Source organism: Delftia sp. PE138 (genome assembly GCF_018320755.1).
Lineage (GTDB): Bacteria > Pseudomonadota > Gammaproteobacteria > Burkholderiales > Burkholderiaceae_C > Comamonas > Comamonas tsuruhatensis.
On record NZ_JABEPN010000010.1, the window covers coordinates 39,763 to 64,479 of the forward strand.

Annotated in this window: 25 protein-coding genes; 8 read left to right on the plus strand and 17 right to left on the minus strand. The window is 68.1% G+C overall.

Going from position 1 to position 24,717, the window contains the following annotated elements; all coding sequences use genetic code 11:
• Positions 1-33 precede the first annotated feature (33 nt).
• The 6 genes from HFGMBDPB_RS25945 to rpiB form a co-directional block, all read right to left on the minus strand.
• A complete protein-coding gene (locus HFGMBDPB_RS25945; RefSeq protein ID WP_209802805.1) occupies positions 34-1,155 on the minus strand; it encodes an alcohol dehydrogenase catalytic domain-containing protein in 1,122 nt (373 codons plus the stop codon).
• A gap of 48 nt (positions 1,156-1,203) precedes the next feature.
• The gene (locus tag HFGMBDPB_RS25950) at positions 1,204-2,184 is read right to left on the minus strand and encodes an ABC transporter permease (RefSeq protein WP_034367426.1); all 981 of its coding nucleotides are present in this window, start codon (positions 2,182-2,184) and stop codon (positions 1,204-1,206) included.
• 48 nt (positions 2,185-2,232) lie between these two features.
• Positions 2,233-2,997, minus strand: coding sequence for a GolD/DthD family dehydrogenase (locus tag HFGMBDPB_RS25955; RefSeq protein WP_034367424.1), 765 nt, complete (start codon positions 2,995-2,997; stop codon positions 2,233-2,235).
• The gene (locus HFGMBDPB_RS25960) at positions 2,994-4,049 is read right to left on the minus strand and encodes a substrate-binding domain-containing protein (protein ID WP_212646560.1); all 1,056 of its coding nucleotides are present in this window, start codon (positions 4,047-4,049) and stop codon (positions 2,994-2,996) included. The genes HFGMBDPB_RS25955 and HFGMBDPB_RS25960 overlap by 4 nt, the downstream gene beginning before the upstream one ends.
• 63 nt (positions 4,050-4,112) lie before the next feature.
• The gene (locus HFGMBDPB_RS25965; protein WP_034367422.1) at positions 4,113-5,615 is read right to left on the minus strand and encodes a sugar ABC transporter ATP-binding protein; all 1,503 of its coding nucleotides are present in this window, start codon (positions 5,613-5,615) and stop codon (positions 4,113-4,115) included.
• A 2-nt stretch (positions 5,616-5,617) separates the two neighbouring features.
• Entirely contained in the window at positions 5,618-6,091 is a 474-nt protein-coding gene (rpiB, locus tag HFGMBDPB_RS25970) for a ribose 5-phosphate isomerase B (protein ID WP_012206383.1), read from the minus strand.
• 294 nt (positions 6,092-6,385) lie between these two features.
• Here rpiB and dhaL point away from each other — a divergent pair, with 294 nt between their 5' ends.
• Positions 6,386-8,182 carry a dihydroxyacetone kinase subunit DhaL gene (gene dhaL / locus HFGMBDPB_RS25975; RefSeq protein WP_212646561.1) on the plus strand — a complete coding sequence of 599 codons (1,797 nt, stop codon included), beginning with the start codon at positions 6,386-6,388 and terminating at the stop codon, positions 8,180-8,182.
• Between the two features lie 3 nt (positions 8,183-8,185).
• On the opposite strand, the gene HFGMBDPB_RS25980 is transcribed toward dhaL, so the two are convergent.
• From HFGMBDPB_RS25980 to HFGMBDPB_RS26010, 7 genes are all read right to left on the minus strand, one after another.
• Positions 8,186-8,692 carry a disulfide bond formation protein B gene (locus tag HFGMBDPB_RS25980; RefSeq protein WP_034364539.1) on the minus strand — a complete coding sequence of 169 codons (507 nt, stop codon included), beginning with the start codon at positions 8,690-8,692 and terminating at the stop codon, positions 8,186-8,188.
• A 98-nt stretch (positions 8,693-8,790) separates the two neighbouring features.
• Positions 8,791-9,918, minus strand: a complete 1,128-nt coding sequence (locus tag HFGMBDPB_RS25985; protein WP_016448258.1) for a sulfate/molybdate ABC transporter ATP-binding protein — start codon at positions 9,916-9,918, stop codon at positions 8,791-8,793.
• A gap of 36 nt (positions 9,919-9,954) precedes the next feature.
• On the minus strand, positions 9,955-10,953 hold the full coding sequence (cysW, locus tag HFGMBDPB_RS25990; RefSeq protein WP_016453281.1) for a sulfate ABC transporter permease subunit CysW: 999 nt from the start codon (positions 10,951-10,953) through the stop codon (positions 9,955-9,957).
• Between the two features lies 1 nt (position 10,954).
• Positions 10,955-11,860, minus strand: coding sequence for a sulfate ABC transporter permease subunit CysT (gene cysT / locus HFGMBDPB_RS25995; RefSeq protein ID WP_013801696.1), 906 nt, complete (start codon positions 11,858-11,860; stop codon positions 10,955-10,957).
• A gap of 74 nt (positions 11,861-11,934) precedes the next feature.
• Positions 11,935-12,936: a sulfate ABC transporter substrate-binding protein gene (locus HFGMBDPB_RS26000; protein ID WP_063325738.1), complete on the minus strand. Its 1,002-nt coding sequence runs from the start codon at positions 12,934-12,936 to the stop codon at positions 11,935-11,937.
• A 157-nt stretch (positions 12,937-13,093) separates the two neighbouring features.
• On the minus strand, positions 13,094-13,729 hold the full coding sequence (locus HFGMBDPB_RS26005; protein WP_209672338.1) for an RBBP9/YdeN family alpha/beta hydrolase: 636 nt from the start codon (positions 13,727-13,729) through the stop codon (positions 13,094-13,096).
• 110 nt (positions 13,730-13,839) lie between these two features.
• Positions 13,840-14,769 (minus strand): LysR family transcriptional regulator, encoded by a 930-nt coding sequence (locus tag HFGMBDPB_RS26010; protein ID WP_016453282.1) that lies wholly within the window; start codon positions 14,767-14,769, stop codon positions 13,840-13,842.
• 175 nt (positions 14,770-14,944) lie between these two features.
• Here HFGMBDPB_RS26010 and HFGMBDPB_RS26015 point away from each other — a divergent pair, with 175 nt between their 5' ends.
• Complete coding sequence (locus tag HFGMBDPB_RS26015; RefSeq protein WP_016448263.1) at positions 14,945-15,583, plus strand: FMN-dependent NADH-azoreductase; 639 nt, start codon at positions 14,945-14,947, stop codon at positions 15,581-15,583.
• A 412-nt stretch (positions 15,584-15,995) separates the two neighbouring features.
• The gene (locus tag HFGMBDPB_RS26020; RefSeq protein WP_502757482.1) at positions 15,996-16,400 is read left to right on the plus strand and encodes a hypothetical protein; all 405 of its coding nucleotides are present in this window, start codon (positions 15,996-15,998) and stop codon (positions 16,398-16,400) included.
• A gap of 91 nt (positions 16,401-16,491) precedes the next feature.
• Here HFGMBDPB_RS26020 and HFGMBDPB_RS26025 read toward each other — a convergent pair whose 3' ends face one another.
• The 4 genes from HFGMBDPB_RS26025 to HFGMBDPB_RS26040 all read right to left on the minus strand — a co-directional run bounded on the left by HFGMBDPB_RS26025 (position 16,492) and on the right by HFGMBDPB_RS26040 (position 19,616).
• Positions 16,492-17,040: an NADPH-dependent FMN reductase gene (locus tag HFGMBDPB_RS26025; RefSeq protein WP_160853550.1), complete on the minus strand. Its 549-nt coding sequence runs from the start codon at positions 17,038-17,040 to the stop codon at positions 16,492-16,494.
• Between the two features lie 84 nt (positions 17,041-17,124).
• Entirely contained in the window at positions 17,125-17,955 is an 831-nt protein-coding gene (locus tag HFGMBDPB_RS26030) for a MetQ/NlpA family ABC transporter substrate-binding protein (protein WP_017407338.1), read from the minus strand.
• 62 nt (positions 17,956-18,017) lie between these two features.
• Positions 18,018-18,683: a methionine ABC transporter permease gene (locus HFGMBDPB_RS26035; RefSeq protein WP_012206396.1), complete on the minus strand. Its 666-nt coding sequence runs from the start codon at positions 18,681-18,683 to the stop codon at positions 18,018-18,020.
• 51 nt (positions 18,684-18,734) lie between these two features.
• Positions 18,735-19,616 carry a methionine ABC transporter ATP-binding protein gene (locus HFGMBDPB_RS26040; protein WP_212646563.1) on the minus strand — a complete coding sequence of 294 codons (882 nt, stop codon included), beginning with the start codon at positions 19,614-19,616 and terminating at the stop codon, positions 18,735-18,737.
• 386 nt (positions 19,617-20,002) lie between these two features.
• On the opposite strand from HFGMBDPB_RS26040, the gene HFGMBDPB_RS26045 reads away from it, so the two are divergent.
• From HFGMBDPB_RS26045 to HFGMBDPB_RS26065, 5 genes are all read left to right on the plus strand, one after another.
• Complete coding sequence (locus HFGMBDPB_RS26045; protein WP_212646564.1) at positions 20,003-20,743, plus strand: energy-coupling factor ABC transporter ATP-binding protein; 741 nt, start codon at positions 20,003-20,005, stop codon at positions 20,741-20,743.
• Between the two features lie 17 nt (positions 20,744-20,760).
• Positions 20,761-21,354, plus strand: a complete 594-nt coding sequence (locus HFGMBDPB_RS26050; RefSeq protein WP_016453289.1) for an energy-coupling factor transporter transmembrane component T family protein — start codon at positions 20,761-20,763, stop codon at positions 21,352-21,354.
• Positions 21,355-21,428: 74 nt separating this feature from the next.
• Positions 21,429-22,022, plus strand: a complete 594-nt coding sequence (locus tag HFGMBDPB_RS26055) for a biotin transporter BioY (protein ID WP_016448270.1) — start codon at positions 21,429-21,431, stop codon at positions 22,020-22,022.
• Positions 22,015-23,517, plus strand: a complete 1,503-nt coding sequence (locus HFGMBDPB_RS26060; RefSeq protein WP_212646565.1) for an AMP-binding protein — start codon at positions 22,015-22,017, stop codon at positions 23,515-23,517. The genes HFGMBDPB_RS26055 and HFGMBDPB_RS26060 overlap by 8 nt, the downstream gene beginning before the upstream one ends.
• Positions 23,514-24,713, plus strand: coding sequence for a thiolase family protein (locus HFGMBDPB_RS26065; protein WP_212646566.1), 1,200 nt, complete (start codon positions 23,514-23,516; stop codon positions 24,711-24,713). The genes HFGMBDPB_RS26060 and HFGMBDPB_RS26065 overlap by 4 nt, the downstream gene beginning before the upstream one ends.
• Positions 24,714-24,717 lie beyond the last annotated feature (4 nt).

A 24,717-nucleotide genomic window follows, 5' to 3' on the forward strand; every position in this document is an offset into this window, starting at 1 on the left:
GGGTGCCGGGAAAGGCGCGCAGTGTAGCGCCGCTCACCGGGCCTCGCCAGCGTGGGGCAGCAGCAGGACCTTGACCGAGTCCATGGAATCGGCCACCCGGATGGCGCTCTCCCAGTCCGACAGCGCATAGCGGTGGGTGACGATGCCCTCGGAGGTGACCAGCCCGCGCGCCAGCAGGTCGATGGCGATGGGGTAGCAATGGGCGCTCAGGTGGGCGCCGCGCAGGTCCAGCTCCTTTTCCTCGCCGATGATGGACCAGTCCACCGTGGTCTCGCGCCCGAAGACGCTGAACTCCACGAAGCGGCCGAGCTTGCGCACCAGGTCCAGCCCCTGCGTCACCCCCGAGGGCGCGCCCGTGGTCTCTATGTACACATCGCAGCCATAGCCGTCGGTCAGCGCACGCACGATGGCGCGGGCATCCTCGCGCGCGGGGTTGATGGTCACGTCGGCGCCGCAGCGGCGTGCCAGCGCCAGGCGCTGGTCCGACAGGTCCATGACCACCAGCCGGCGCGGCGTCTTCAGGCGCGCCACCTGGGCCATGAGCAGGCCCAGAGTGCCCGCGCCGGCGATCACAACCACATCATCGAGCTGGATGTCGCCGCGGTTGACGGCATGGATGGCGCAGGACAGCGGCTCGGTGATGGCCGCATCCTCGAAGTCCACGCTCTCGGGAATCCGGTGCACCACGGCGCGGGCGGACAGGCGCATGTACTCGGCCATGCCGCCATCGGCCACCTGGCCCTGGAAGCCGTAGACATCGTGCACCTCGCACATCCAGCGAAAGCCGGTCCTGCAATAGCGGCAGGCATGGCAGGGCACGATCTGCTCGGCGATCACCCGGTCACCCAGCTGCACGCCGTGGTGCTCCTGGGCACCCTCGCCCACCTGCACCACATGGCCCCAGAACTCGTGGCCCGCGATCACCGGCGGGCGCACATAGGCGGGGCGGCCTTTTTCCGGATCTCCCCAGAAGCGCGGCGCGCCGGCCCAGCATTTGCAGTCGCCCGCGCAAATGCCGCAGGAAGCCACGCGGATGACCAGCTCGCGCGGCCCGGCCTGCGGACGCGCGACGCGTTCGAGCCGGTAATCCCTGGGGCCGTGGCAGACCACGGCCAGCATGTTCGTATCGGCGGCATCAGGCAGGGTGTTTTGCATGGAACTCTCCCGGGTTGCAGATGGTGGACAGGACGTGGGCGCAGCGCTTCATGCCCTGCGGCGCGAACTGTCGAGCAGCACGGCGCCGACGATGATCACGCCCTTGATCAGCTGCTGGTAGTACGAGGACACGCCCAGCAGGTTCAGCCCGTTGTTGATCACGCCGATGAGCAGGGCGCCGACGACCGTGCCGCCCAGGCTGCCCGTGCCGCCCGACAGGCTGGTGCCGCCGATCACCACGGCCGCGATGGCGTCCAGCTCGTAGGACACGCCGGCCTGCGGCAGCGCCGCCGTGGTGCGCGACGCCAGCAAAATGCCGGCCAGCCCCGCGAGCAGGCCGCTGACCACATAGACCAGCAGCACGATGGCGCGGGTGTTGATGCCGCTGGTCTTGGCGCTGCGCAGGTTGCCGCCCACGGCGTAGATGTAGCGGCCATACACGGTGTAGCGCAGCACGAAGGCGAACACCGCGACGGCAACGGCAAAGATCACGATGGGCATGGGCACGGGGCCCAGCTGGCCGGCGCCGATGGCAAGAAAGCCGTCGGGCAGCTCGGACACCGGCATGCCGTCGTTGTAGATGTAGGTCAGGCCGCGCGCCGCACTGAGCATGCCCAGCGTGGCCACGAAGGGCGGCACCGCGAACCAGGCCACCAGCAGGCCGTTGACGCCGCCCAGCAGCATGCCCACGCCCAGCCCGGCGCCCACGCTCACCGCCAGCCCCTGGCCATCGGCCGCCAGCCAGGCGCCGACCATGCCGGCCAGCGCCAGGATGGCGCCCACCGACAGGTCGATGCCCGCCGTCAGCACCACGCACGTCATGCCGATGGCCAGGATCCCGTTGATGGAGGTCTGGCGCAGGATGTCGGCCCAGTTGCCCCAGGTCATGAAATGGGGGTTGGCCAGCGCCAGCGCGGCGCACAGTGCAACCAGCGCGAGGACCACGCCGTAGCGCTCGCGCAGTCTGCGCAGGTCCAGCGCGCGCCGCCCCAAGAGCGGCGGCGAAGATGCGGCTTGAAGATTCGTCATGGAGGACTCCCGCGTTGATGGAAGAAAGGCGTGGGGCCGGCAGGCCGCTCACTGGATGGAGTAGCCCCCGTCGATGACGATGTTCTCGCCCGTCAGCATGCCGGCCTGCGTACCGGCTAGGAACACGGCCAGCCGCGCCACCTCCTCGGGCTGCGCAAAGCGGCCCGTGGGAATGAGTGCGCGCATGGCCTCCCCCACCTGCCCGGCCCAGGCCTTGCGGCCCAGCGGCGTGTCCACCACGGTCGGCGAGATGGCGTTGACGGTGATGCCGTCCGTCGCCCACTCCAGCGCCAGCACGCGCGTCAGCCCCACCAGGCCCGCCTTGCTGGCGCAATAGGCGGCATGGCGCCGGAGCGCGACCACGCTGGCCTGCGAGGCCAGGTTGATGATGCGGCCGTGGCGCTGGCGGCGCATGGCCGGTGCCACCGCCTGGGCCATCAGCAGCGGCGCCGTGAGGTTGACGGCCAGCGTGCGCTCCCAGGCCGCCTCGCTGACTTCGCCGGCCGGCTCCAGCAGCGCCACGCCGGCGCTGTTGACCAGAATGTCGATGCGGCCCGTGGCCTCCAGCACCGTGGCCACGGCCTGCTCCACGCCCTCGGGCCTGGTCACATCCACCGCCAGCGCCAGGTGGTGCCGGGGCTCCGCCAGGCTGGCAGCGGCCACGTCCAGTGCCTGCCGCTCCAGGTCCACCAGGACGACACGCGCACCGCCTTGGGCGAGCTGCCGGGCAATCGCCAGGCCGATGCCGCCCGCGCCGCCGGTGACCAGGGCCGTGCGGCCGTCGAAGTCCCGCTCCAGGCCGGCGGCGCTCATTTGCGCACCTTCTGCAAGAAGGCGTCGGCATTGGCGGGCACGATGGCGGTCCAGGGCACCTCGTAGGATTTGGCCGTGCCATCGCCCCAGGGCATGGCCTGGGCATACTCGCTCCATACCACCGAGCGCGGCCGGTAGGACGGGCCGACAAGGTGGCGCAGCAGCACATCCAGCGCGCCCTGCGCCTGGGCCTGGGCGTCCTGGAAATGGGTGGTCATCTCGCCGCGCTTGACGGCCGTGATGGCGGCGGCCACGCCGTCCACGCCCACCACCGGGATGGTCTTGATATCGATGCCCTTGGTCTTGATGGCCTGCACCGCGCCCAGGGCCTCGTCGTCGTTCTGGGCGATCACGCCCTGGATCTGGCCCGGGAATGCGGTCAGCCAGTTCTCCATCAGTCCCATGGACTCGGCACGCGACCAGTTGGCGGTCTTGCGCGCCAGCACCTTCACGTCCTTGTGGCGGGCCAGCACCTCGTCATTGCCGCGCGCCCGCTCGATCTGTGCCGACTGGCCTATGGGCCCCTCGATGACGACGATATTGCCCTTGCCGCCGATGGCCTTCATCAATGCCTCGGCCTGCATGCGGCCGGCCACCACATCGTCATTGCCCACGTAGGAGGTCAGCACATCGCCCTGCACGCGCGTGTTGGAGCCCACCACGGGAATGCCGGCCTTCACCGCCTTGTGCACGGGCGCCGCGCCCGCCTTGAGGTCGATGGGCACGAAGAGGATGCCGTCGTACTTCTGCGTGATCATGGTGTCGAACTGGTTGCTCTGCGTCAGCGCGTCGTAGTTGCCGTCGAACACGGTGATCTGCACCGTGCCGTCCTTCACGGCCGGATGCGCCTTCAGCTCCTTGGTCCACATCTGCATGAACTCGCCCTTGAGCCCATAGACGGCCGCGCCTATGCGGTAGGGCTTGGCCGGTGCGGGCACTGGCGCTGGTGCCGACAGCGGGGCCGGAGCCTGGGCCCGGACCTGCGCTGCGGCCAAGAACAGCCCACCGGCAAGCGCGGCTGCAAGCACGGTGGTGAAGCGGAAAAACGGCATGGTCATGTCTCCTGTGTGTTGTGAAAGGCAAGGGGAAAAACGCTGCGCGGGCATCGCCCGGGCTCAGGACGCGAGGTGCATCAGCGCCTCCTGCGTGATGCCGTGGCCGGCCACCACGCGGTCAAGCCGGCCTTTGCGGAAGATGGCGATGCGGTCGCTCAGCTCCAGCAGTTCCGGCGCCTCGGACGACACCACCACCACGGCATGGCCTTGCGCGGCCAGCGAGGCCAGGAAGGCGTACACCTCGCGCTTGGCGCCTTCGTCGATGCCGCGCGTGGGCTCGTCGCACAGCAGGCAGACGGGATTGGTGGCCATGCAGCGGGCCAGCACCACCTTCTGCTGGTTGCCGCCGCTCAGGCCCGACACCGGCATGGCCGGGCTGGCCAGCTTCACGCGCAGGCGCTGCAGCAGGCCGCCCACCAGCACGCGCTCTGCCGCGCCATCCACCACCCCGGCGCGCTGCAGGCCCGGCAGTGCGGGCAAGCTGGTGTTGAAGCGCACCGAGGAACTGATCACCAGCCCCGTGGCCTTGCGGTCCTCGGTCACCAGGGCCAGGCCCGCCTTGATCGACGCCGCCGGATTGCCGCGCGGCAGGGGCCGTCCGCCCAGGCTCGCCCGCCCCTGGTCGGCGCGCGTGAGGCCGTACAGGCAGTTGAGGAATTCGCTGCGGCCCGATCCCATCAGTCCGTAGATGCCCAGCACCTCGCCGGGGGCGACGTCCAGGCTGATGTCCTCGAACTCGCCCCGGCGCGTGAGCCCCTGCACCGACAGCAGCGGCTCGCCCGGCGCCGCAGCCCTGCGCTCGCTGGCGGCAGCGCGGACCTCCCGGCCCACGATGAGCTTCACCAGCTGCCGCCGGTCGATATCGGCCAGCGCGCCGGTCTGCACGAAGCCGCCATCGCGGAACACCGTGTAGCTGTCGGCAATGGTGAAGATCTCCGTCAGGCGGTGCGACACGTAGAGGATGCCGGCGCCCTGCGCGGTCACGCGGCGTATCGCGTCGAAGAGGATGGCGGTCTCGCTTTCGCCAATGGCCGAGGTGGGCTCGTCCATGATGATCAGCTCGCTTTGCCGGCTCAGGGCCTTGGCAATCTCCACCAGCTGGGTCTGCGCCAGGCTCAGGCGGCCCATCTGCGCACGCGGATCGATATCGAAGCCCAGCTGCCTGAGCAGCGCATCCGCCTGCTCCAGCAGCGCGGCATGGCGGACCACCACGCCGGCGCGCCGGGGCTCGCGGCCCAGGAAGATGTTCTCGGCCACGCTCATGCCCGGGATGGGCGACAGCTCCTGCGTGATGATGGACAGGCGGTGCGCCAGCGCCTCGTGCGGCGTGGCGAAATCCACCGGCCGGCCCTTGAGCAATATTTCGCCGGCATCGCGCCGCAACAGGCCCATCACGATGTTCAGGAAGGTGGACTTGCCTGCGCCATTGCCGCCGCACAGCGCGTGCACGCTGCCGGCCTGCAGCTCAAGGCAGCCGTTGCGCAGCGCAGGGACGCCGCCAAAGCTCTTGGCCACGCCGCGCGCCTGCAGCAGTGCGGTGCCGGTGCTGGTGCCGGTGTCCATGGTCACGCGCCCTGCCCGCGCCCGGCCGCGGCGGCCTGCGAGCGTTCGAAGCCGGTGATGGCATCCACCTTCAGGGCCGAGCTGCCGCCATCGAAGCGCGATGCGAGGAAGCGGTCCACGATGGCCTTGGCCAGCTCCACCCCAATCACGCGCGAGCCCAGCGTGATGATCTGCGCGTCGTTGCTGCGGCTGGCGCGCTCGGCCGAATAGGTGTCATGCGCCTGCGCGGCGCGGATGCCTGCCACCTTGTTGGCCGCAATGGCCATGCCTATGCCCGTGCCGCACAGGAGAACGCCGCGCTCATGGCGGCCCTGGACGATGGCCTGCGCCACCGCGATGCCGATGTCGGGGTAGAGCACCGGCTCGCCGTCATGCGTGCCGAAGTCGGCCACTTCGTGGCCCTGGGCCAGCAGATGCTGCTTCACGGCGTTCTTGAGGTCGCAGGCGGCTTCGTCGCAGCCGATGGCCAGCTTCATGGCATCCCCTTCATTACAAAAGACCAACACATGATCATTTGATCAATGTTTTATGAGAGTCTTCTCAATCGAAGAGCAGTTGTCAAACAACGATAGCTATGTGAGTCGGCAAGATGAATACGTAACCTGTTGAATTTTCTACAAAATTCATCAAATCCTATCGTTTTCCCTTGGCTATTGAATAGCCAAAAGGCATTGACATGCCAATTTCAACAAATCAAAAATGACCACTCAATGATCATATGAACAGTCTTCGGCACACCCGCCGGGACTGCACTTGGAGGAGACAACGGCATGACGACCAACCGCGTGATCAACGACCCCGACCGGGTGGTGGAGGACATGCTCCAGGGATGGATCGCCGCCCATGGCGACACCCTGCGCATCGACGAAGGCAACCCCCGCGTCGTGCGCCTGCATGGCGCGCCACGCAGGGGCAAGGTGGGCATCGTGACGGGCGGCGGGTCGGGACACGAACCGGCCTTTCTGGGCTATGTGGGCGCAGGCCTGTGCGACGCCGCCGCCGTGGGCGAGGTCTTCTCGTCCCCCACGGCCAGAAGCTTCTACGACGCCATGCGCGCGGCCGATGGCGGCGCCGGCGTGGCCTGCCTGTATGGCAACTACGCAGGCGACAACATGAATGTGGCCATGGCCGTGCAGATGGCGACAGCCGAAGGCATGGCGGTCAGGACCGTGGTGGCCAACGACGACGTGCCTTCTGCCGCGCGGGGCGACGAGGCCAGCCGCCGCGGCGTGGCCGGCGAGATCCTGATGTGGAAGGTGGCGGGCGCCCGGGCGGCCATGGGCGCCAGCCTCGACGAAGTCATCGCCATCGCCCGGCACGCCATGGCCCGCACGCGCAGCATCGGCATCGGCCTGTCGGCATGCACCATTCCCGCCGTGGGCAAGGCCAATTTCCATATCGAGCGCGGCAGCATGGAGGTGGGCATAGGCCACCATGGCGAGCCCGGCATGTCCGTGCACCGCACGGCCACGGCGGCCGATATGGCCGAGCGCATGCTGGACACCCTGCTGCCCGACCTGCCCTTCTGCCCGGGCGACCGCGTGGCCGTGCTGCTGTCCGGCCTGGGCGCCACGCCGCTGATGGAGCAGTACATCCTCTATGGCGAGGTCGCCCGGCGCCTGCAAGAACGCGGCATGCAGGTGGCCTTCCGGCTGGTGGGCAATCTCTTCACCTCGCTGGAGATGATGGGCATCACGCTCACGCTGATGCAGCTGGACGACGAGCTGCTGGCCTGCCTCAACGCGCCCTGCCAGTCAGTCGCCCTCACCGTGGCCGGCGGGCTGCCGCCCCAGCCGCAGGAGGCCATTCCAACGCCGCCCTCTGTTCCGGCAAGGACGCCGGCACAGGCCCAGGAACAGGCACAAACCGCCCGTCCCCAAGCCGCAAGGCGCACCAGCGAAGGGCCGGCCATCGCGCTTGATGACGCGGGCAGCATCGTGCGCGAGCTGATCACGGCCATCGTCGGCCACCGGGAGTTCCTGAGCGAGATCGACGGCCTGATCGGCGATGGCGATCACGGCATCAACATGGCCAAGGGCTTTTCCGGCTGCGGCGCACGGCTCGATGCCATGGACGCCGGCCAGGCGGCGCAGCTGCCTGCGGCGCTGCAGCAGCTGTCCCAGGCCTTGATGGACGATATCGGCGGCTCCATGGGCCCGCTGTACGGCAGCTTCTTCCAAGGCTTCGCCGATGTTCTTGGGCCGGAGCAGGAGATGGATGCCGCCCTGTTCGGCCAGGCGCTGGCGCGGGCCGTCGCCGATGTGCAGGAGATGGGCAAGGCCCGGGTGGGCGACAAGACCCTCATCGATACGCTGGCCCCGGCCCTGCAGGCCTACCGGCAATCGCTGCAGGCCGGCGCCGGTTTCCGCGAGGCGCTGCAGGCCATGGAGGCCGCGGCCGAGGCAGGCAAGGAATCCACGCGCCACCTGCAGGCCCGCATCGGGCGCTCGGCCCGGCTGGGGCCGCGCTCCATCGGCGTGCTGGACGCGGGCGCCACGTCCTGCTGGCTGATTCTGAGCACCCTGGCGCAGTCGCTGCAGCGGCGACTGGCGCAAGCCTCAGCCTAGGCCTCAGCGCCTGCGGGCAGCGCCGCGCACCAGCAGCACCAAGACGGCCACGCTCATGATGGCGAAGCAGATGAAGGACCAGTTGGCGATGGAGCCGCCCAGGAAGCTCCAGTCCACGGCAACGCAGTCACCCGAGCCACGGAAGATCATGGGCACGGCACGGCTGATGGAGTAGTTCTCGATCATTCCGTAGAAGTCGCGCCCGCAGGTGGCGAACTCGGGCGGATACCACTGCAGCCAGCTCTGGCGCGCGGCGACGAAGGCGCCAAAGCCTGCGGCGACCAGCGCCGCGATGCCCCAACCCATCAGCCAGCCGCGCCCGCCGCGTACGCTGCCCAGGCCCGCGAAGATGGCCACGCCGATCAGCGCGTAGCGCTGCACGATGCACATCGGGCAGGGCTCCAGCCCGACCACATGCTGCAGATACATGCCGAAGGCCAGCATGGCTACGCAGGCCAGGCTGATGAGCGCCAGGATGCGGCGCGGAGCGTTGTCAAACCATTGAAGCATTCTTGTCTTTCGTCACCCGGTTGAATGAAATCAGGGCTGCGGCGCCGGCCCGGCGCTGCAGCCCTGTTCAGCGGGTGCAGGAAACCGTTGCCGCGCCGTCAGATGCCAGCCGCCTCGTCCAGGAACACCTTGGCGCGGCGCGGTGTCACCACCAGGGTTTCCCCCTCGCGCAGCGCCATGTCCCTGAACTGCTGCGCAGGAATCTGCGCCTCGATCAGGCCACCCTCTTCGGCATTGTCCGTGCTTTCGGTGCTCTCCGAAGGAATAAGTTCCAGGCGCGCAATGGGCCCCACGACGATGGCGCGGGCCAGCTGCACGACGATGCCCGTGGGCCGTCCCTGGACGTCCAGGTTCTGTCCTGGCGAGTAGCGCTCCACCTCCAGATCATGCGGGCGCACATAGGCGAAGGCCTTGCTGTCGCTGGCGCCCTTGGCGTCGTGGCTGTCCAGCTGGGTGCCGTCGTCCAGGTAGACACGGCCATCGCTAGCGCGGCCCTTGAAGAGGTTGACATCGCCCAGGAAGCCGTAGACGAAGGGCGTGGCCGGGTTGTCCCAGACCTGCTGGGGCGTGCCTTCCTGCTCGATGCGGCCCTGGTTGATGACGACCACGCGGTCGGCCACTTCCAGTGCCTCTTCCTGGTCGTGGGTCACGAAGATGGAGGTCACATGCAGCTCGTCATGCAGGTGGCGCAACCAGCGGCGCAGCTCCTTGCGCACCTTGGCATCCAGCGCGCCGAAGGGCTCGTCGAGCAGCAGCACCTTGGGCTCCACCGCCAGGGCGCGGGCCAGCGCGATGCGCTGGCGCTGGCCACCCGACAGCTGGGACGGAAAGCGGTCCGCGATCCAGTCCAGCTGCACCAGCTTGAGCAGGCTCATCACCTTGTCGCGGATCTGGGCTTCGCTGGGGCGCTGGCTGCGGGGCTTCACGCGCAGGCCGAAGGCCACGTTCTCGAACACCGTCATGTGGCGGAACAGCGCGTAGTGCTGGAACACGAATCCCACGTTGCGCTCGCGCACATGGACGTCGGTCGTGTCCTCGCCGCTGAAGTGGATGCTGCCCACGTCGGGCGTCTCCAGCCCCGCGATGATGCGCAGCAGCGTGGTCTTGCCGCAGCCCGAGGGGCCGAGCAGCGCGATGAGTTCGCCGGACTGGATGTCCAGGCTCACATCGCGCAGGGCCTGGAAATCGCCGAACTGCTTGCTGACGTTGCGTATTTCAATGCTCATGGTCTTGCTCTTGCTCTTTTCTGGTCGGGGCGGGCCTCAGGACACCTGCGGCACACGGGATGCCTGGGAAGCCGGCGTGGGGCGCTCGGGAGGCAGCTCGGCTGCGGCCTTGGCCTGGTGCTCGGCACGCCACTCGGCCACCGACTTGATGACCAGGGTCACCAGGGCCAGCAGAGCCAGCAGCGATGCGGCAGCGAAGGCGGCAACGGACTGGTACTCGTTGTAGAGGATCTCCACATGCAGCGGAATGGTGTTGGTCTGGCCGCGGATGTGGCCCGAGACCACCGACACCGCTCCGAACTCGCCCATGGCACGCGCATTGCACAGGATCACGCCGTACAGCAGGCCCCACTTGATGTTGGGCACGGTGACCTTCCAGAAGGTCTGCCAGCCCGTGGCACCCAGCACGATGGCGGCCTGCTCCTCGTCGCTGCCCTGCGCCTGCATCAGCGGGATCAGCTCGCGGGCGATGAAGGGGAAGGTCACGAAGATGGTGGCCAGCACGATGCCGGGCACGGCGAAGATGATCTTGATGTCATGCTCGGCCAGCCAGGGGCCGAACCAGCCGTGGGCACCGAACACCAGCACGTACATCAGGCCCGCCACCACGGGCGAGATTGAGAACGGCAGGTCGATCAGCGTGATCAGAAAGGCCTTGCCACGGAACTGGAACTTGGCAATGCACCAGGCCGCCGCCACGCCGAACACCAGGTTCACCGGCACGGCGATCAGCGCCGTGATCAGCGTCAGCTTGATGGCCGACCAGGCATCGGGCTCCTGCAGGCCGGCGACATAGGCATCCCAGCCCTTGCGCAGCGCCTCGGTGAACACGGCCGCCAGCGGCAGCACCAGGAACAGGCCGATGAAGGTCAGCGCAATGCCCGTGAGAATCCAGCGCACGGCGCGCGGCTCGGTGGTGGAGAGCTTTTCACGCCGGCCCTTCGGGGGCGCCGTGAGCCTGTACAGCACCAGCACGGCGACCAGCACCGCGCCAATGATCTTGAGAAGCAATGCTTCCTGTGGAGACAACGCCATCTCAAGCCCCTCCCGAATGCTTGCGCTGCCATGCCTGCAGCGCGTTGATGACCAGCAGCATCACGAAGGAGAACAGCAGCATCACCACGGCCACGGCCGTGGCGCCTGCGTAGTCGTATTGCTCCAGCTTGCCGATGATGATCAGCGGTGTGATCTCGGAAATCATGGGCATGTTGCCCGCGATGAAGATGACCGATCCGTACTCGCCGATGGCGCGTGCAAACGCCATGGCAAAGCCCGTGAGCAGCGCGGGCGTGATGGCCGGCAGGATCACCTTGTAGAAGATCTGCCAGCGCGAGGCGCCCAGGCTGGTGGCCGCCTCCTCCAGCTCCTTCTCGGAGTCTTCCAGCACCGGCTGCACCGTGCGCACGACAAAGGGCAGGCCGATGAAGATCAGCGCAATCACCACGCCGTTCGGGTTGAAGGCCAGCTGGATGCCGTAGGGCTCCAGGTACTGGCCCACCCAGCCATTGCCGGCCAGCAAGGCGGTCAGCGAAATGCCGGCCACGGCCGTGGGCAGGGCAAAGGGCAGATCGACGAGCGCATCGACGATCTTCTTGCCCGGGAACTTGTAGCGCACCAGCACCCAGGCGATCAGCAGGCCGAACACCAGGTTCACGCAGGCCGCCGCGAACGAGGCGCCAAACGTCAGCCGGTACGAGGCCAGCACGCGCGGCGAGGCCACGGCCTCCCAGAACTGGGGCCAGGTGAGCGAGAAGGTCTTGAACAGCAGTGCCGACAGCGGGATCAGCACGATCAGGCTCAGATAAAACAGCGTATAGCCCAAGGTCAGCCCGAAGCCGGGCAAAACGCGCTTGGCGCCGCGCCCCTTGCGCGCCGCACCGGACGGTGCGGGCACAGGAGCGTCGGCGCCAGGCCTTGGGCTGGTCGGAACGGCAGACACCATGTTGGATTCCAAATCAGCCAATGTGGGGAGGGGGCCTCAGGCGGACTGCGCCGCCTTCATGCCTGCTTGCGTGCTTACTTGCCGGGGACGTAGATCTTGTCGAACTGTCCGCCGTCGTTGAAGTGCACCTTCTGGGCTTCGGACAGCGAGCCGAAATACTTGGCCACGGTGAACTGCTTGATGGGCTTGAACACATCGGCATGCTTCTTGAGCACGGTCTCGGAGCGGGGGCGCAGCGCGTGCTGTGCGGCGATTTCCTGGGCTTCGTCGGAGTACAGCCAGGCCAGGTAGTCGTGCGCCAGCTGGCCCGTGCCCTTCTTGGCCACGGTGCGCTCGACCACGGCCACGGGGTTCTCGGCCACGATGGACACCGAGGGATGGACGGCATCGACCTTGCCCTTGCCGAATTCGCGATCCACGGAAACCACTTCGGACTCGAACGTGATCAGCACGTCGCCGATGTTGCGCTGCAGGAAGATGCTGGTCGCGTCGCGACCGCCCTTGCCCAGCACGGGCACGTTCTTGTAGAGCTGCTGCACGAACTCGGCCGCCTGCGCATCGGTGCCGCCCTTCTCGCGCACCGAACCCCAGGCCGCCAGGTAGGCGTAGCGGCCATTGCCGCCGGTCTTGGGATTGACCACCACGACCTTCACGTCGGGACGGATCAGGTCGCTCCAGTCCTTGATGTTCTTGGGATTGCCGTTGCGCACCAGGAACAGCATGGTCGATGTGGTGGGGGAGGCGTCATTGGGGAATTTCTTGGCCCAGTCCTTGGCGACCACGCCGCTGTCGGCCAGGAACTGCACGTCGGTGGTGGTGTTGAAGGTCACCACGTCGGCGGCCAGGCCGTCGTTGACGGCACGCGCCTGGGCGCTGGAGCCACCGTGCGACTGGTCCACCTTGATGTCAACGCCCTTGGTCTTCTTGTAGTGGGCGACGAAGGCGGCGTTGTAGTCCTTGTAGAACTCGCGTGCCACGTCGTAGGAGACGTTGAGCAGCTGGTTCTGCGCCGATACGGTTCCTGCGGCGGCCAGCGCCAGGGTGGCCAACAAAGTCTTGAGCTTCAAAGAATGCATGGTTCGCTGCCTTTTATTAGTGGACATCTCTGCGGTGGATTCACAGACAGTCACATTGTGCGAACGCTGGCTTAAAACTCAAAAGAATATATTTTTGTTTGTTAATGGCCTGCTTCCATATAAGAAGCCTGACCCACCGTCTTCGCCAGCCGCCACCTCACAGCCCGGCGGCCCAGGGGGCGCCCGCGCCTGCCGGCACCGCTGCCCGTGCACCGGCAACGCGCGGCGCACGCACGGCAGGCCGGGGTTGCGCGGGCTGCCAGCTGTCACCCTGCATCAACGACTGCAGCAGCGCCAGGCCCAGGGGCCAGTCGCCGAAACCCGATTCGACATTGATGTGCCCCGCGTTCTGCAGCCGCACGAACTCGCTTCCCCAGGCCCGCGCATAGGCACCGGCCCGGCGGATCGGACAGTAGGGGTCGTTGCTGCTGGCCACCAGCACGCTGCGGTACGGCAGCGGCGCATAGGGCACGGGCGCAAAGTCGGCCAGTTGGGCACGGCGCTCGGGATCGGCCGGCGCCACCAGCAGCGCACCGCGCACGCGCGCACTGGCCTCGGGACCCAGGTGCGCGGCCGTGATGCAGCCCAGGCTGTGGGCGGCCAGCACCACGGGCTCGGGCCGGGACAGCACCAGTTGCTCCAGCGCGGCCACCCAGGGTTCGCGGTGCGGCACGAGCCAGTCGTCCTGCTCCACGCGCTCGGCATGCGGCAGCTGCTGCGCCCACAGGCTTTGCCAGTGGTCAGGACCGGAGTTGCGCCAGCCGGGCACGATGATGATGCGGTGGGGATTCATGGGTTCTCCTGGACTGTCCATTGCTGGACATGGGCCCCGATTGTGGAGAACGCCGCCGACGATCCCAACGAACGATTTGTTGTTTTCTTATGGCGTGGCGGGGTGCAGCCTCAGCGCACCGCCGGCTCGCGCGTGGCGTGGCTGTTTCGCCCCGGCACGGTCTCGCCGAGGAAGTCCAGGAAATGCCGCACGGCCGGCGCCAGGCCGCGCCGCGAGGGGAAGACCGCATGCACGATGCCCTGCGGCGGCTCCCAGCCCGGCAGCAGATGGACCAGCCGGCCTTCGGCCAGTTCCTCATGGCACATGTAGTCGGGCAGCCAGCACATGCCGCTGCCGGCCAGCGCCGCGAATTTCAGCGTCAGCAGGTCATCCACCACATAGCGCGGCTGCAGCTGCAGGCGTTGCTCGCGGCCTTCGGGGCCGACCAGCAGCAGGCTGGACTGGCCATCCACCGCCGACATGGACATGCTGTCCAGGTGCTGCAGGTCGGCCAGTGCACGCGGCGTGCCCTGGCGCTCCAGCAGCTCCGGGCTGGCCACGAGGATCTGGCGCGCCACATCCAGCCGCTTGACGACCATGGAGCCGCTGTCCTCCAGGCTGGGGCGCACGCGCAGCGCCACGTCGATGCCCTCCTCCACCAGGTTCACGGGCCGGTTGGTCACCTGCATCTCCACATGCACCAGCGGGCAACGCTGCAGGAACTGGGGCATGAGCTCGCCCAGCACGGTCTGGGCCAGGGTGACGGGACAGCTCACGCGGATGGTGCCGCGCGGCTCGGTCTGCACCTCGGCCACGGTGTCGGCGGCGGCCAGGGCCGCATCGCGCATGGCCTGGCAATGGCGCAGATAGGCCTCGCCCACCTGGGTCAGCGAGAGCTTGCGCGTGGTGCGCTGCAGCAGGCGCACTCCGAGCCGGGCCTCCAGCTCCGCCACGCGCCGCGACAGCCTGGACTTGGGTATGCCCAGCGCCCGCCCGGCAGAGGCGAAGCCGCCGCGCTCCACGACCTCGGCGAAGTACAGCATGTCGTTGAGATCCATCATGTCGCTCGTCCCTCCCTGTGCTCATTGGCTGCAAATTCAGGACAATCTATCGCAATTTCTGCGGCTTATCAAAGACTCTGTCCAAATTCACAATTGATCCCATCGTCGGCCCTACAAGCTTTCCCGAATGGCCGATCCCAACCGCGATCCCAACCGACATCCCAGGAGCTTTTCCATGCAAGTGCTGCACATCGACTCTTCCATCACCGGCGCCGCTTCGGTGTCCCGCCAGCTGACCGCCCAGACCGTGGCCGCCCTGGTGGCCGCCAATCCCGGCGCCAAGGTCGAGTACCTGGATCTGGCCGTGAACGCCCCCGACCACCTGAACGCAGTGTCCATGGGCTTTCGCACCGGCCAGGCCGCCACGACGGAAGCCGAGCGCGCACAGAACGCCATCTCCGAAGCCCTGGTGAGCCAGTTCCTGGCGGCCGATGTGGTCGTGGTCGGCGCTCCGTTCTACAACTTCACCATCTCCAGCCAGCTCAAGGCCTGGATCGACCGCATCGCCCAGGGCGGCCGCACCTTCCGCTACACCGCAGCCGGCCCCGAAGGCCTGGCCAAGGGCAAGAAGGTCATCGTGGCCTCCACGCGCGGCGGTGTGTACTCCACCAGCGAAATGGGCCAGGCCCTGGAGCACCAGGAAAGCTACCTGAAGACGGTGTTCGGCTTCCTGGGCATCACCGATGTGAGCATCGTGCGCGCAGAAGGCGTGGCCATGGGCGATGAGTCCAAGGCCAAGGCCCTGGAATCGGCCCGCAACGACATCGTGCGTGCAGCGGCTGCCGCCAATCAGGAAGCGGCCATCGCCGCCTGATTGCGGATCGCGGTCAGCCGAGGGCTGTACGCCCAAAGAACAAGCGCCTGGGTTTCGGCCCCGGCGCTTTTTCTTTGGACGGCGCCCGAGAGCGACCGGCCCCGGGCAGCCCGGATTGCTCCCGATGGACTGGTGCGAATAAAAGAGGTATCCGCCCTAGCGCCTCCTTTGAAAAATGCAATGCGCTGCGCGCTTTTACAGACACGTGAAGCTGATAGGCTGGGCCATCGCTGCTTTTTTGCGGCCTTGTCCGACACGAACCGACTGCATTTCAGAAAGCCGGCAGACCTGCCGATATCCATGCAGTCTCATTGTTTTTCCCTGCGCTCCATCCATGCCAGCCACAAGTCCCCGCCCCCATGTCCGGCCCCGCGGCCCTGTCCATGCCCGCCCTCCGTCCGATGAAAACCTGGTGATCACGGTGATCGCCGTGTCCCTGCTGGCCATCACCGTGGTGGGCATTGGCGTCTACCAGTTCCTGCAGTACCAGCGCGAGCAGGATCAGGAGCAGCTCAATTCCCGCGTGTACCGCAGCTATGTGCGCAACACCGACGAGGCACCTGCGCCCGAGGAGTCCGAGCAGCCTGCCGCAGCGCCCACCCCCGCCAAGCCCAGCCAGCAGCAGCTGAACCAGGAAATGACGCGCAAGCTGCTGGCCCATCCCGGTGTGACGCCCGGTGCCGGCTTTTCGGCGCCCGGTGTCAAGTCGACCGGCGTGGTGATCATCGACGCCATCGACCAGGCCCAGGCGCGCGAGAAGGCATCGTCCGCCGCGCGCCCTGCTGCGGCGATTGCCAACCCGTCTCCCGCTTCCTGACGCTGCCTGAGCTCTGCGCTCGCAGGCCCCACAACGCAAAAGCCCGGCATTGCCGGGCTTTTTTGTGTCTTGAGCGGCCTTGCCGCACCGCTCACTGGTGCTTGCGCGCCCAGGCCGCGAACTTCTGCACGAAGCCGTTCACGAAGTCGCGGCTGCCGGCGCCAATGGAGCCGTCTTCGGCAAACAGGCCGTCCTTGGCCTGGATGAAGATTTCGGGCTGGGCCAGCGTGGGCATGTCCAGGTAGGCCAGCACATTGCGCAGGTGCTGCTGCGCCAGCGCCGTGCCGATGGCACCCACGGAGACACCGGCCACGGCAGCGGGCTTGCCGGCCCAGACGCTCTTGCCGTAGGGGCGCGAGCCCTGGTCCAGCGCGTTCTTGAGCACGCCGGGAATCGAGCGGTTGTACTCGGGTGTCAGGAACAGCACGGCCTGGGCCGACTGGATCTGGGCGCGGAACTGCTTGACCACGTCCGCCTCATTGCCGTCATGGTCCTGGTTGTACAGGGGCAGGTTGTCGATGGCGACCTGCTCGAAGACCAGGCCCTCGGGTGCCAGGCGCGCAATGGCGTCGGCGAATTTGCGGTTGAAGGAATCCTTGCGCAGGCTGCCCACGATGACAGCGACCTTGATCTGGCTCATGCATTGCTCCTGGAGGAAGTGGCGAAAAACGGGCGGGAGGCGTACCTCCCGCAGGCAGCCATTATGTGGCTGCCTGCACGGCGCTTACTGTAGGAAAGTGGGCTTGGCATAGCCCTGGAACTTGCTGTCCACCACGGCCTTGAACTCCGCCGAACGGTAGACCTCGGCCAGGTCCTTGGCCCATGCCGCGCCCTGGTCCTTCTTCTTGATGGCCACCACGTTCAGGTAGTGGTCGGGGGTCTTTTCCAGCGAGACGGCCTCGGTCAGCTTCAGGCCCGAGGAAATGGCGAAGTTGCCGTTGATGATGGCGTATTCGGTATCGCCCAGCGAGCGCGGCAGCTGCGCGGCTTCCAGCGGGATGAACTTGAGCTTGCGCGGGTTCTCGGCCAGGTCCTTTTCGGACACGCGCAGCGGGTCGATGCCGGGCTTGGCCTTGATCAGCCCGGCCTGCTCCAGCAGCACCAGCGCGCGGGCCAGGTTGCTCGGGTCGTTGGGCAGGGTCACGCGGTCGCCTTCCTTGGCCTCGGCCAGGGTCTTGCGGGTCTTGGAATACACGCCCAGGGGGGCGATGGGGCCTTGCACCAGCTCCACCAGGTCCAGCTTCTGGTCGGCCGCGAACTTCTGCAGGTAGACACGGTGCTGGAAGAAGTTGGCATCCAGCGAGCCCTGGGCCAGCGCCAGGTTGGGCTGCACGTAGTCGTTGAACTCCACCAGCTTGACCTGGTAGCCCTTCTTTTGCAGCAGCGGCACGATGCCCTGCTTGAGCTGGTCGATGTTGGAGCCTGCCGTGCCGCCGATCACCAGCTGCTTCTTGTCGGCCTGGGCATGGGCGGGCAGCGCCAGCACGCTGACGGCGGCAAGGGCGGCGGCCGAGGCCAGCAGGTGGCGGCGCACGAAGGAAAGGGATGCGGTCATGTCGGAATCCTTTTTTTGGGAGGGAGCGGGAAGAAAGAAGAAAGCGGGTCTGGACAGCGCGCTCAGCCGCGCTTGTCCAGGCGGCGGGCCGCCGTGTTGCCCACGAACTGGATGACCTGGACCATGGCCACGAGGATGGTCACGGTGAGCACCATCACATCGGTCTGGAAGCGGTAGTAGCCGTAGCGGATGGCCAGATCGCCAATGCCGCCGCCGCCCACCACGCCGGCAATGGCCGAGTACGACAGAAAGCTCACGGCCAGCACGGTCAGCGCCAGCACCAGGCCCGAGCGCGCCTCGACGATGAGCACGCGCCAGACGATCTGCAGCTCCGAGGCGCCCATGGCGTGCGCGGCCTCGATCACGCCGCGCGGCACGTCGCGCAGGCACTGGTCCACAAGGCGTGCCAGGTAGGGAATGGCCGCCACGGACAGCGGCACGGCCGCAGCCAGCGGGCCGATGGAGGTGCCGGCCAGCCAGCGCGTGAAGGGCACCAGCGCGACCAGCAAGATGATGAAGGGGAAGGACCGCACGGTATTGACCGTCCAGTTCAGCACGGCAAAGGCCGGGCGGTTGTCCAGCGACTGGCCGGGGCCCAGCAGGAACAGCAGCACGCCCAGCGGGCCGCCGATCAGCACGGCGGCCGACAGGCCGATGCCCAGCATCAAAAGGGTCTGGCCCATGGCCAGCCACAGCTCGGGCAGGATTTCGACGATGTTTTCAGACATGGGAATGCGGAATCGAAAAGAAGGGGAAAACGGGAAGGGGTGAAGACCCCATCAGTGCTCGGAGCCGCCCACGGCGCGCAGCACCACGGGGCGGGTGGCGCCGCGCTCGCGCAGGGCCTTGTCGGCACGCTCCACGCGCAGGGCCTCGAGTTCGCTGCCCAGCAGCGTGGCGCGCTGCGGCGCCTCGTAGGCACGGCCCTGCGGCAGGGCGGGCAGCGTGAAGCGCTCGGCCACCTGACCCTGCTCGATGATGGCCACCTCGCTGCACAGCGCATCGACCACGGCCAGCTCGTGCGTGACGATGACGATGGTCACGCCCAGGCGGCTGTTGATGTCGGCCAGCGTGGCCAGGATGGAGCGCGTGGTCTCGCTGTCCAGCGCCGAGGTGGGCTCGTCGCACAGCAGCACCTGCGGGCGCGGCGCCAGGGCACGCGCAATCGCCACGCGCTGCTTCTGACCTCCGGACAACTGGGCCGGATAGCTGCCGGCCTTGTCGGCCAGGCCCACGATGTCCAGGCATTCGCGCACGCGCTGCTCGATCTGGGCGCGCAAGTGGCCGCCATGGATGCGCAGCGGAAAGGCCACGTTCTCGAACACGCTGGCGTTCTGCAGCAGGTTGAACTGCTGAAAAATCATGCCGATGTTCTGGCGCGCCTCGCGCAGCGCGCGGCGGCCCAGATCGGTCAGGCGCTGGCCTGCCACCACCACCTCGCCGCTGTCGGGACGCTCGAGCAGGTTGATCAGGCGCAGCAGCGTGGACTTGCCCGCGCCGCTCTTGCCGATCAGGCCGAAGACCGTGCCCTGGCCGATGTCCAACGACACCGAACGCACGGCATCGAAGTGCTTGCCATCGGCTGTTACAAATTTCTTTTGCAGGTCGCGCAGGCGGATCAGCGCGTTTTCCGGGGCGAAATCGGCGGTCTGGACGGTCATGGAGTCTCGGTTCGGCAGTGAAAACGGTCCTGGGATCGACAACGGCAGCCTTTGCACCGCCATCTCCAGGCAATGGCGCGCAATTTCCGGGTCCTGTGCTGAGGAGTTGGACGCAGTTGCAAGCCGATGGGCATGCGTTGTCTTGCGTCGTCGCCAAGCACAGGCGAATCCCCAGGATCTGCCGTCATTAGTGTTCTAACGAGTGTGTTGCAAAACGTTGTTCAAACAAAAGAATAAAAAATACGGTGCTTATATCGATTGCCGTCTTTCAAGCCTTGATGTACGGCCTGGACGGCATTGCTAGAATCCGCCCCCGACAGGCCTGTACAACGGCAAGATTCCTTGTGGTTGCGTGCATTACAGGTAAGTACCCGCTTTCATTCGCCATGCCTGAATCCTCCCGAACTGCCGACTGCCCCGCCTGCGCCGCCAGCCTGCGCGTGGAAGCGGTGCGCCTGCGGCGTGGCATCACAACCGTCTTTGATGGCCTGGACCTGCAGCTGGACGAGCCGCGCGTGGGACTCATCGGCGACAACGGCGCGGGCAAGACCAGTCTGTTCCGGCTGCTGTGCGGCCTGGATGCGCCGCAGGCCGGGCGCGTGCTACTGGACGGCACCGAACTGCACGAGGCCCGCGCCAGGCGGCCGGGCCAGGTCGGGCTGATGTTCCAGAACCCCGACGACCAGATCATCTTCCCCACCGTGGAGGAAGAGCTGGCCCTGGGTCTGCGCCCTTCGGGCATCTCGCGGCGCGAGGCCACGGAGCGCGCCCGCGCCCTGCTGGCCAGCCGCGGCCTGGCCGACTGGGCACCGCGCGCCGTGGCCGGGCTCAGCCAGGGCCAGCGCCAGCAGGTGTGCTGGCTGGCCCTGCTCATTGCCGCGCCGCGCGTGCTGCTGCTGGACGAGCCCTTCGCCAGCCTGGACCTGCCGGGCCAGGCGCGGCTGGCCAGGGACATCGCGGCCGCCGAGCAGCAGGTGCTGGTCTCCACCCATGTGCTGGACCACGTGCGCAGCTTTGGCCGCGTGCTCTGGCTGGAGCGCGGCCAGGTGCGCGCAGACGGCCCCGGCCATGAGGTCTGCGCGGCCTATGAAGCCGACGTGGCCCGCCGGCTGCAAGCGCAGTCCTGACGCAGGAGCCGGCCGCCATGGGAAGCCTCTACAGCGAATACACCAGCTGGCTCCATGCCTGGAGTGCGGGCCGCAAGCTGCTGCTCATGGCGCTGCTGGGAACGGGCCTGTTCCTCATCGATTCACCGTGGCTGCTGGCCATGGCCGGCGCCGCCTGCGGCCTGCTGTGGCTGTCGCTGGGCCGCGCCACCGAGGGCGCACGGCGGCTCATGCTGTCGGTCACCGTGGCCGCCCTGCTGGTGGCTGCCTTCCATGTGTGGATGCAGCATTACGCCCTGGCCGCCGCCAGCGCGCTGCGCCTGGTCTGCGCCTCCACGCTGGGCATGGCGCTGACCGTGAGCACGCGCCCCAGCGATCTGGTCGATGTGCTGGAGCGGCTGCTGGCGCCGCTGGAGCGCATCGGCATCTCCCCCGAACAGGTGGCCCTGCAGCTGGCATTGATGCTGCGTTTCACCGAGCATTTCTTCGTGCAGTGGAAGCGCATGGACGATGCCCACCGGCTGCGCACGGGCCGCGCCGGCGGCCTGCGCCTGATTGCGCCGCTGACCATCCACATGCTGCAGGCCACGCGCCGCGTGTCCGATGCGCTGTGGGCGCGCCTGGGCCGCTGAGGCCCGCCCTGCCGATTTGCCCTTTCGATTTGCCCTGCTGAACTGCCCTTCCTGACCGACAGCGAGAACTCTCCATGACCGCTCCCTCCACCGTCTCACGCGCCTCGGCGCGCTCCATGGCCCAGGTCTCGCTGTTCGCGGCACTGATGGCCGTCATGGGCCTGATTCCCAAGATCGACCTGCCGCTGGGCGTGCCCATCACCATCCAGTCGCTGGGCGTGATGCTGGCCGGCGTGATGCTCGGCCCCTGGCGCGGCATGCAGTCCATGCTGCTGTTCCTTGCGGCCGTGGCCGTGGGCCTGCCCCTGCTGTCGGGCGGGCGCGGCGGCATTGCCGTCTTCATGGCGCCCTCGGCCGGCTACCTGCTGGGCTACCCGCTGGCGGCCTGCATTGCCGGCCTGGTCATGCGTGCGCTGCCCCAGGGCTCTCCCCGGCGCGCGGCGCTCAGCGCCTTTGCGGCCTCGGCGCTGGGCGGGCTGGTGGCCCTGCATGCCTTTGGCGTGCTGGGCCTCATGCTGATGGCCAAGCTCAGCCTGTCGCAGGCCTTCATGGCCACCTTGCTGTTCGTGCCCGGCGATCTGGTCAAGTGCGTGCTGTGCGCCCTGGTGGTGCACACGGTGGCGCGCGGCATGCCGGACTGGCCGTTCGGAGGCCGCCAGCATGGCTGAGCCATCCGCGCGTCATCCGCTGGCCGCGCCGCTGCAGCACCCATGGACCCTGGTCCATGGCCCGCTGGAGCATTGGGCGCGGCAGCGCCCCGATGCGATGGCGCTGCAAAGCGAGGCCGGCCAATGGAGCTTTGCCGCGCTGCATGCCGCCGTGCTGCAGCGCTCGGCCGCGCTGGTGGCCGGCCAGGCGCCAGAGATGCTGCTGGTGGACACGGGCGGCAGCGCCAGCACCGTGGATGCCATCGTCGAATTCCTCGCCATCCTGCACAGCGGCCGCTGCGCCGCCGTGGCCGATCCTGATTGGCCCGATGCCGTGCGCAGCCGTATCGAGGGCTGGCTGCCCACGGCGCCCAGCGCTCTGGCCGAGGCCACGGCCACCGGCGCCTTCTACACCGGCTTCACCTCGGGCAGCACCGGGCTGCCCAAGGGCTTCATGCGCCACCACCGTTCGTGGACAGAGAGCTTTCGCGTCTGCCTGCAGGACTTCGGCGCCGTGGCCGCGCAGCGCACCATGGCGCCCGGGCGCATCTCGCATTCGCTGTTCCTGTTCGGCGTGATGCAGGGCCTGTGGTGCGGCGAAGGCGCCGTGGTGCAGGAGCGGTTCTCGGCAGCACGCTGCCTGGCCAGCCTGGCGCGCGGCGAAGCCCCCTGCCTGGTCGCCGTGCCCAGCCAGCTGCTGCTGATGCTGCAATGGGCCGCACACCGCGCGCTGGCGCCCATCCCCGAGGTGGAGCTGATCATGATCAGCGGCGCGCGCTGGATGCGCGCCCAGACCCCGGCCCTGCGCGCGCTGTTTCCGCGCGCACGCATCATCGAGTTCTACGGTGCCTCGGAGGCCAGCTTCATCGCCTGGATGGAGGCCGACGAACAGGCCCCGCCCCAGGCCGTGGGCCGGCCCTTCAGCAATGTGCAGCTGCAGATCCGCCCCGCCACGCAGCAGCCCGGCGACCAGCCCCTGCAGCCGGGCGAGGACGGCCTGATCTACATGCGCAGCCCCATGCTGTTCATGGACTATGTGGGCGAGGCGCGCGATGGCACGGCCGCGCTGCGCGATGGCGAGTGGCTGTCCGTGCGCGACATGGGCCATATCGATGCCGGCGGCCAGCTGTGCCTGGCCGGGCGCCAGAGCCGCATGCTCGTCACCCAGGGCAAGAACCTGTTCCCCGAGGAAGTCGAAACCCTGCTGGCCGCGCACCCGGGCGTCGCCCAGGTCTCCATCCAAGGCCTGCCCGACGCGCTGCGCGGCATGCAGGTGCACGCCGTCGTGCAATGGCACGGCGCCGCGCCCGCAGGCTCCGCACAGGCGCTGGCGGCCTGGCTGCGCGACCGGCTGGAAAGCTACAAGCTGCCGCGCCAATGGTGGAGCTGCACCGACTGGCCGCAGACCGCCAGCGGCAAGACCGACCACGGCCGGCTGGCGCGTGCACTGGCCGCCACCGCCACGGACACTGGCCGGGCACTGCCCGGCGAACCCGCGCTGCTGCCCCTGCCATGAACCCGCACGACGCCCCCGTCATCCTGGCCTGGGCGCGCAGCCCCGTCGCCCCCGTGGGCGGTGCGCTGCGCGAGCTTGCGGCGCACGAGCTGGGCGCGCCCGTGCTCCAGGCCCTGCTGGCACGCGCTGGCCTGCCGGCCCAGGCCGTGGATGCCGTGGTCTTAGGCAACGCCCTGGGCGCAGGCGGCAACCCGGCCCGCATGCAGGCCCTGGCTGCGGGCCTGCCGGAGCGCTGCGCGGCCCACAGCGTGGATACCCAGTGCTGCTCGGGCCTGGACAGCGTGGCCCTGGCTGCAGGCCTGCTGCTGTCGGGCCAGGCCGATATCGTGGTGGCCGGTGGTGCCGAGGCCTGGAGCCGCGCCCCCATCCGCCAGACACGCCCGCGCCATGCAGACGAGTTGCCCGTGCCCTATGAACGCCCCGCGTTCGCTCCCGACCCCGCACGTGACCCGGACCTGCTGCAATCGGCCGCCGACCACGCGCTGGCCCATGGCATCACCCGCGCCGTTCAGGAGGCCCATGCCATCCACAGCCACGCGCTGGCGCTCGCGCACCGCGACCGGCTGGCCCAAGAGATCGTGCCCCTGGCCGGGCTGGACCACGACGCCTATCCGCGCGCCTTGAACCCGGCCCGCGTTGCCCGCATGCCCGTGGTGGCCGAAGCAGGCGGCGCCGTTGACGCCCATGCACGCCAGCGCCATGCGCTGAGCACGCCCACCATCTCGCCCAAGGCCGATGGTGCCGCCCTGGTGCTGCTGGCCACGCCGCAGGCCTGTGCACGCCTGGGCCTGCAGCCACGCGCCCGCTGGGTGGCCAGTGCCTCGCTGGGCCATGCGCCCGAAACACCGCTGGTCGCCGCCGCACTGGCGGCCCAGCAGGTGCTGGAGCGTGCAGCCGCAGCGCTGCAGCTGCCTGGCCTGACTGCGGCAGAGCTCCAGGCTGTGGAGTTGCACGATGCCTTCGCAGTGCAGGCCCTGGCCTTTGCAGAAAGCCTGGGCCTGCCACTGCAGCAACTCAACACCGGCGGCGGTGGCCTGGCGCGCGGCCATCCCATTGGCGCATCGGGCGCGGTTGCGCTGGTGCGCATGCTCTCAGACCTGCACCGCACGCCAGCAGCCCACAGACCGGCCCTGGGCCTGGCCGCCATTGCAGGGGCTGGCGGCATAGGCGCGGCCTGCCTGGTGCAGGCGCTTTGAATCC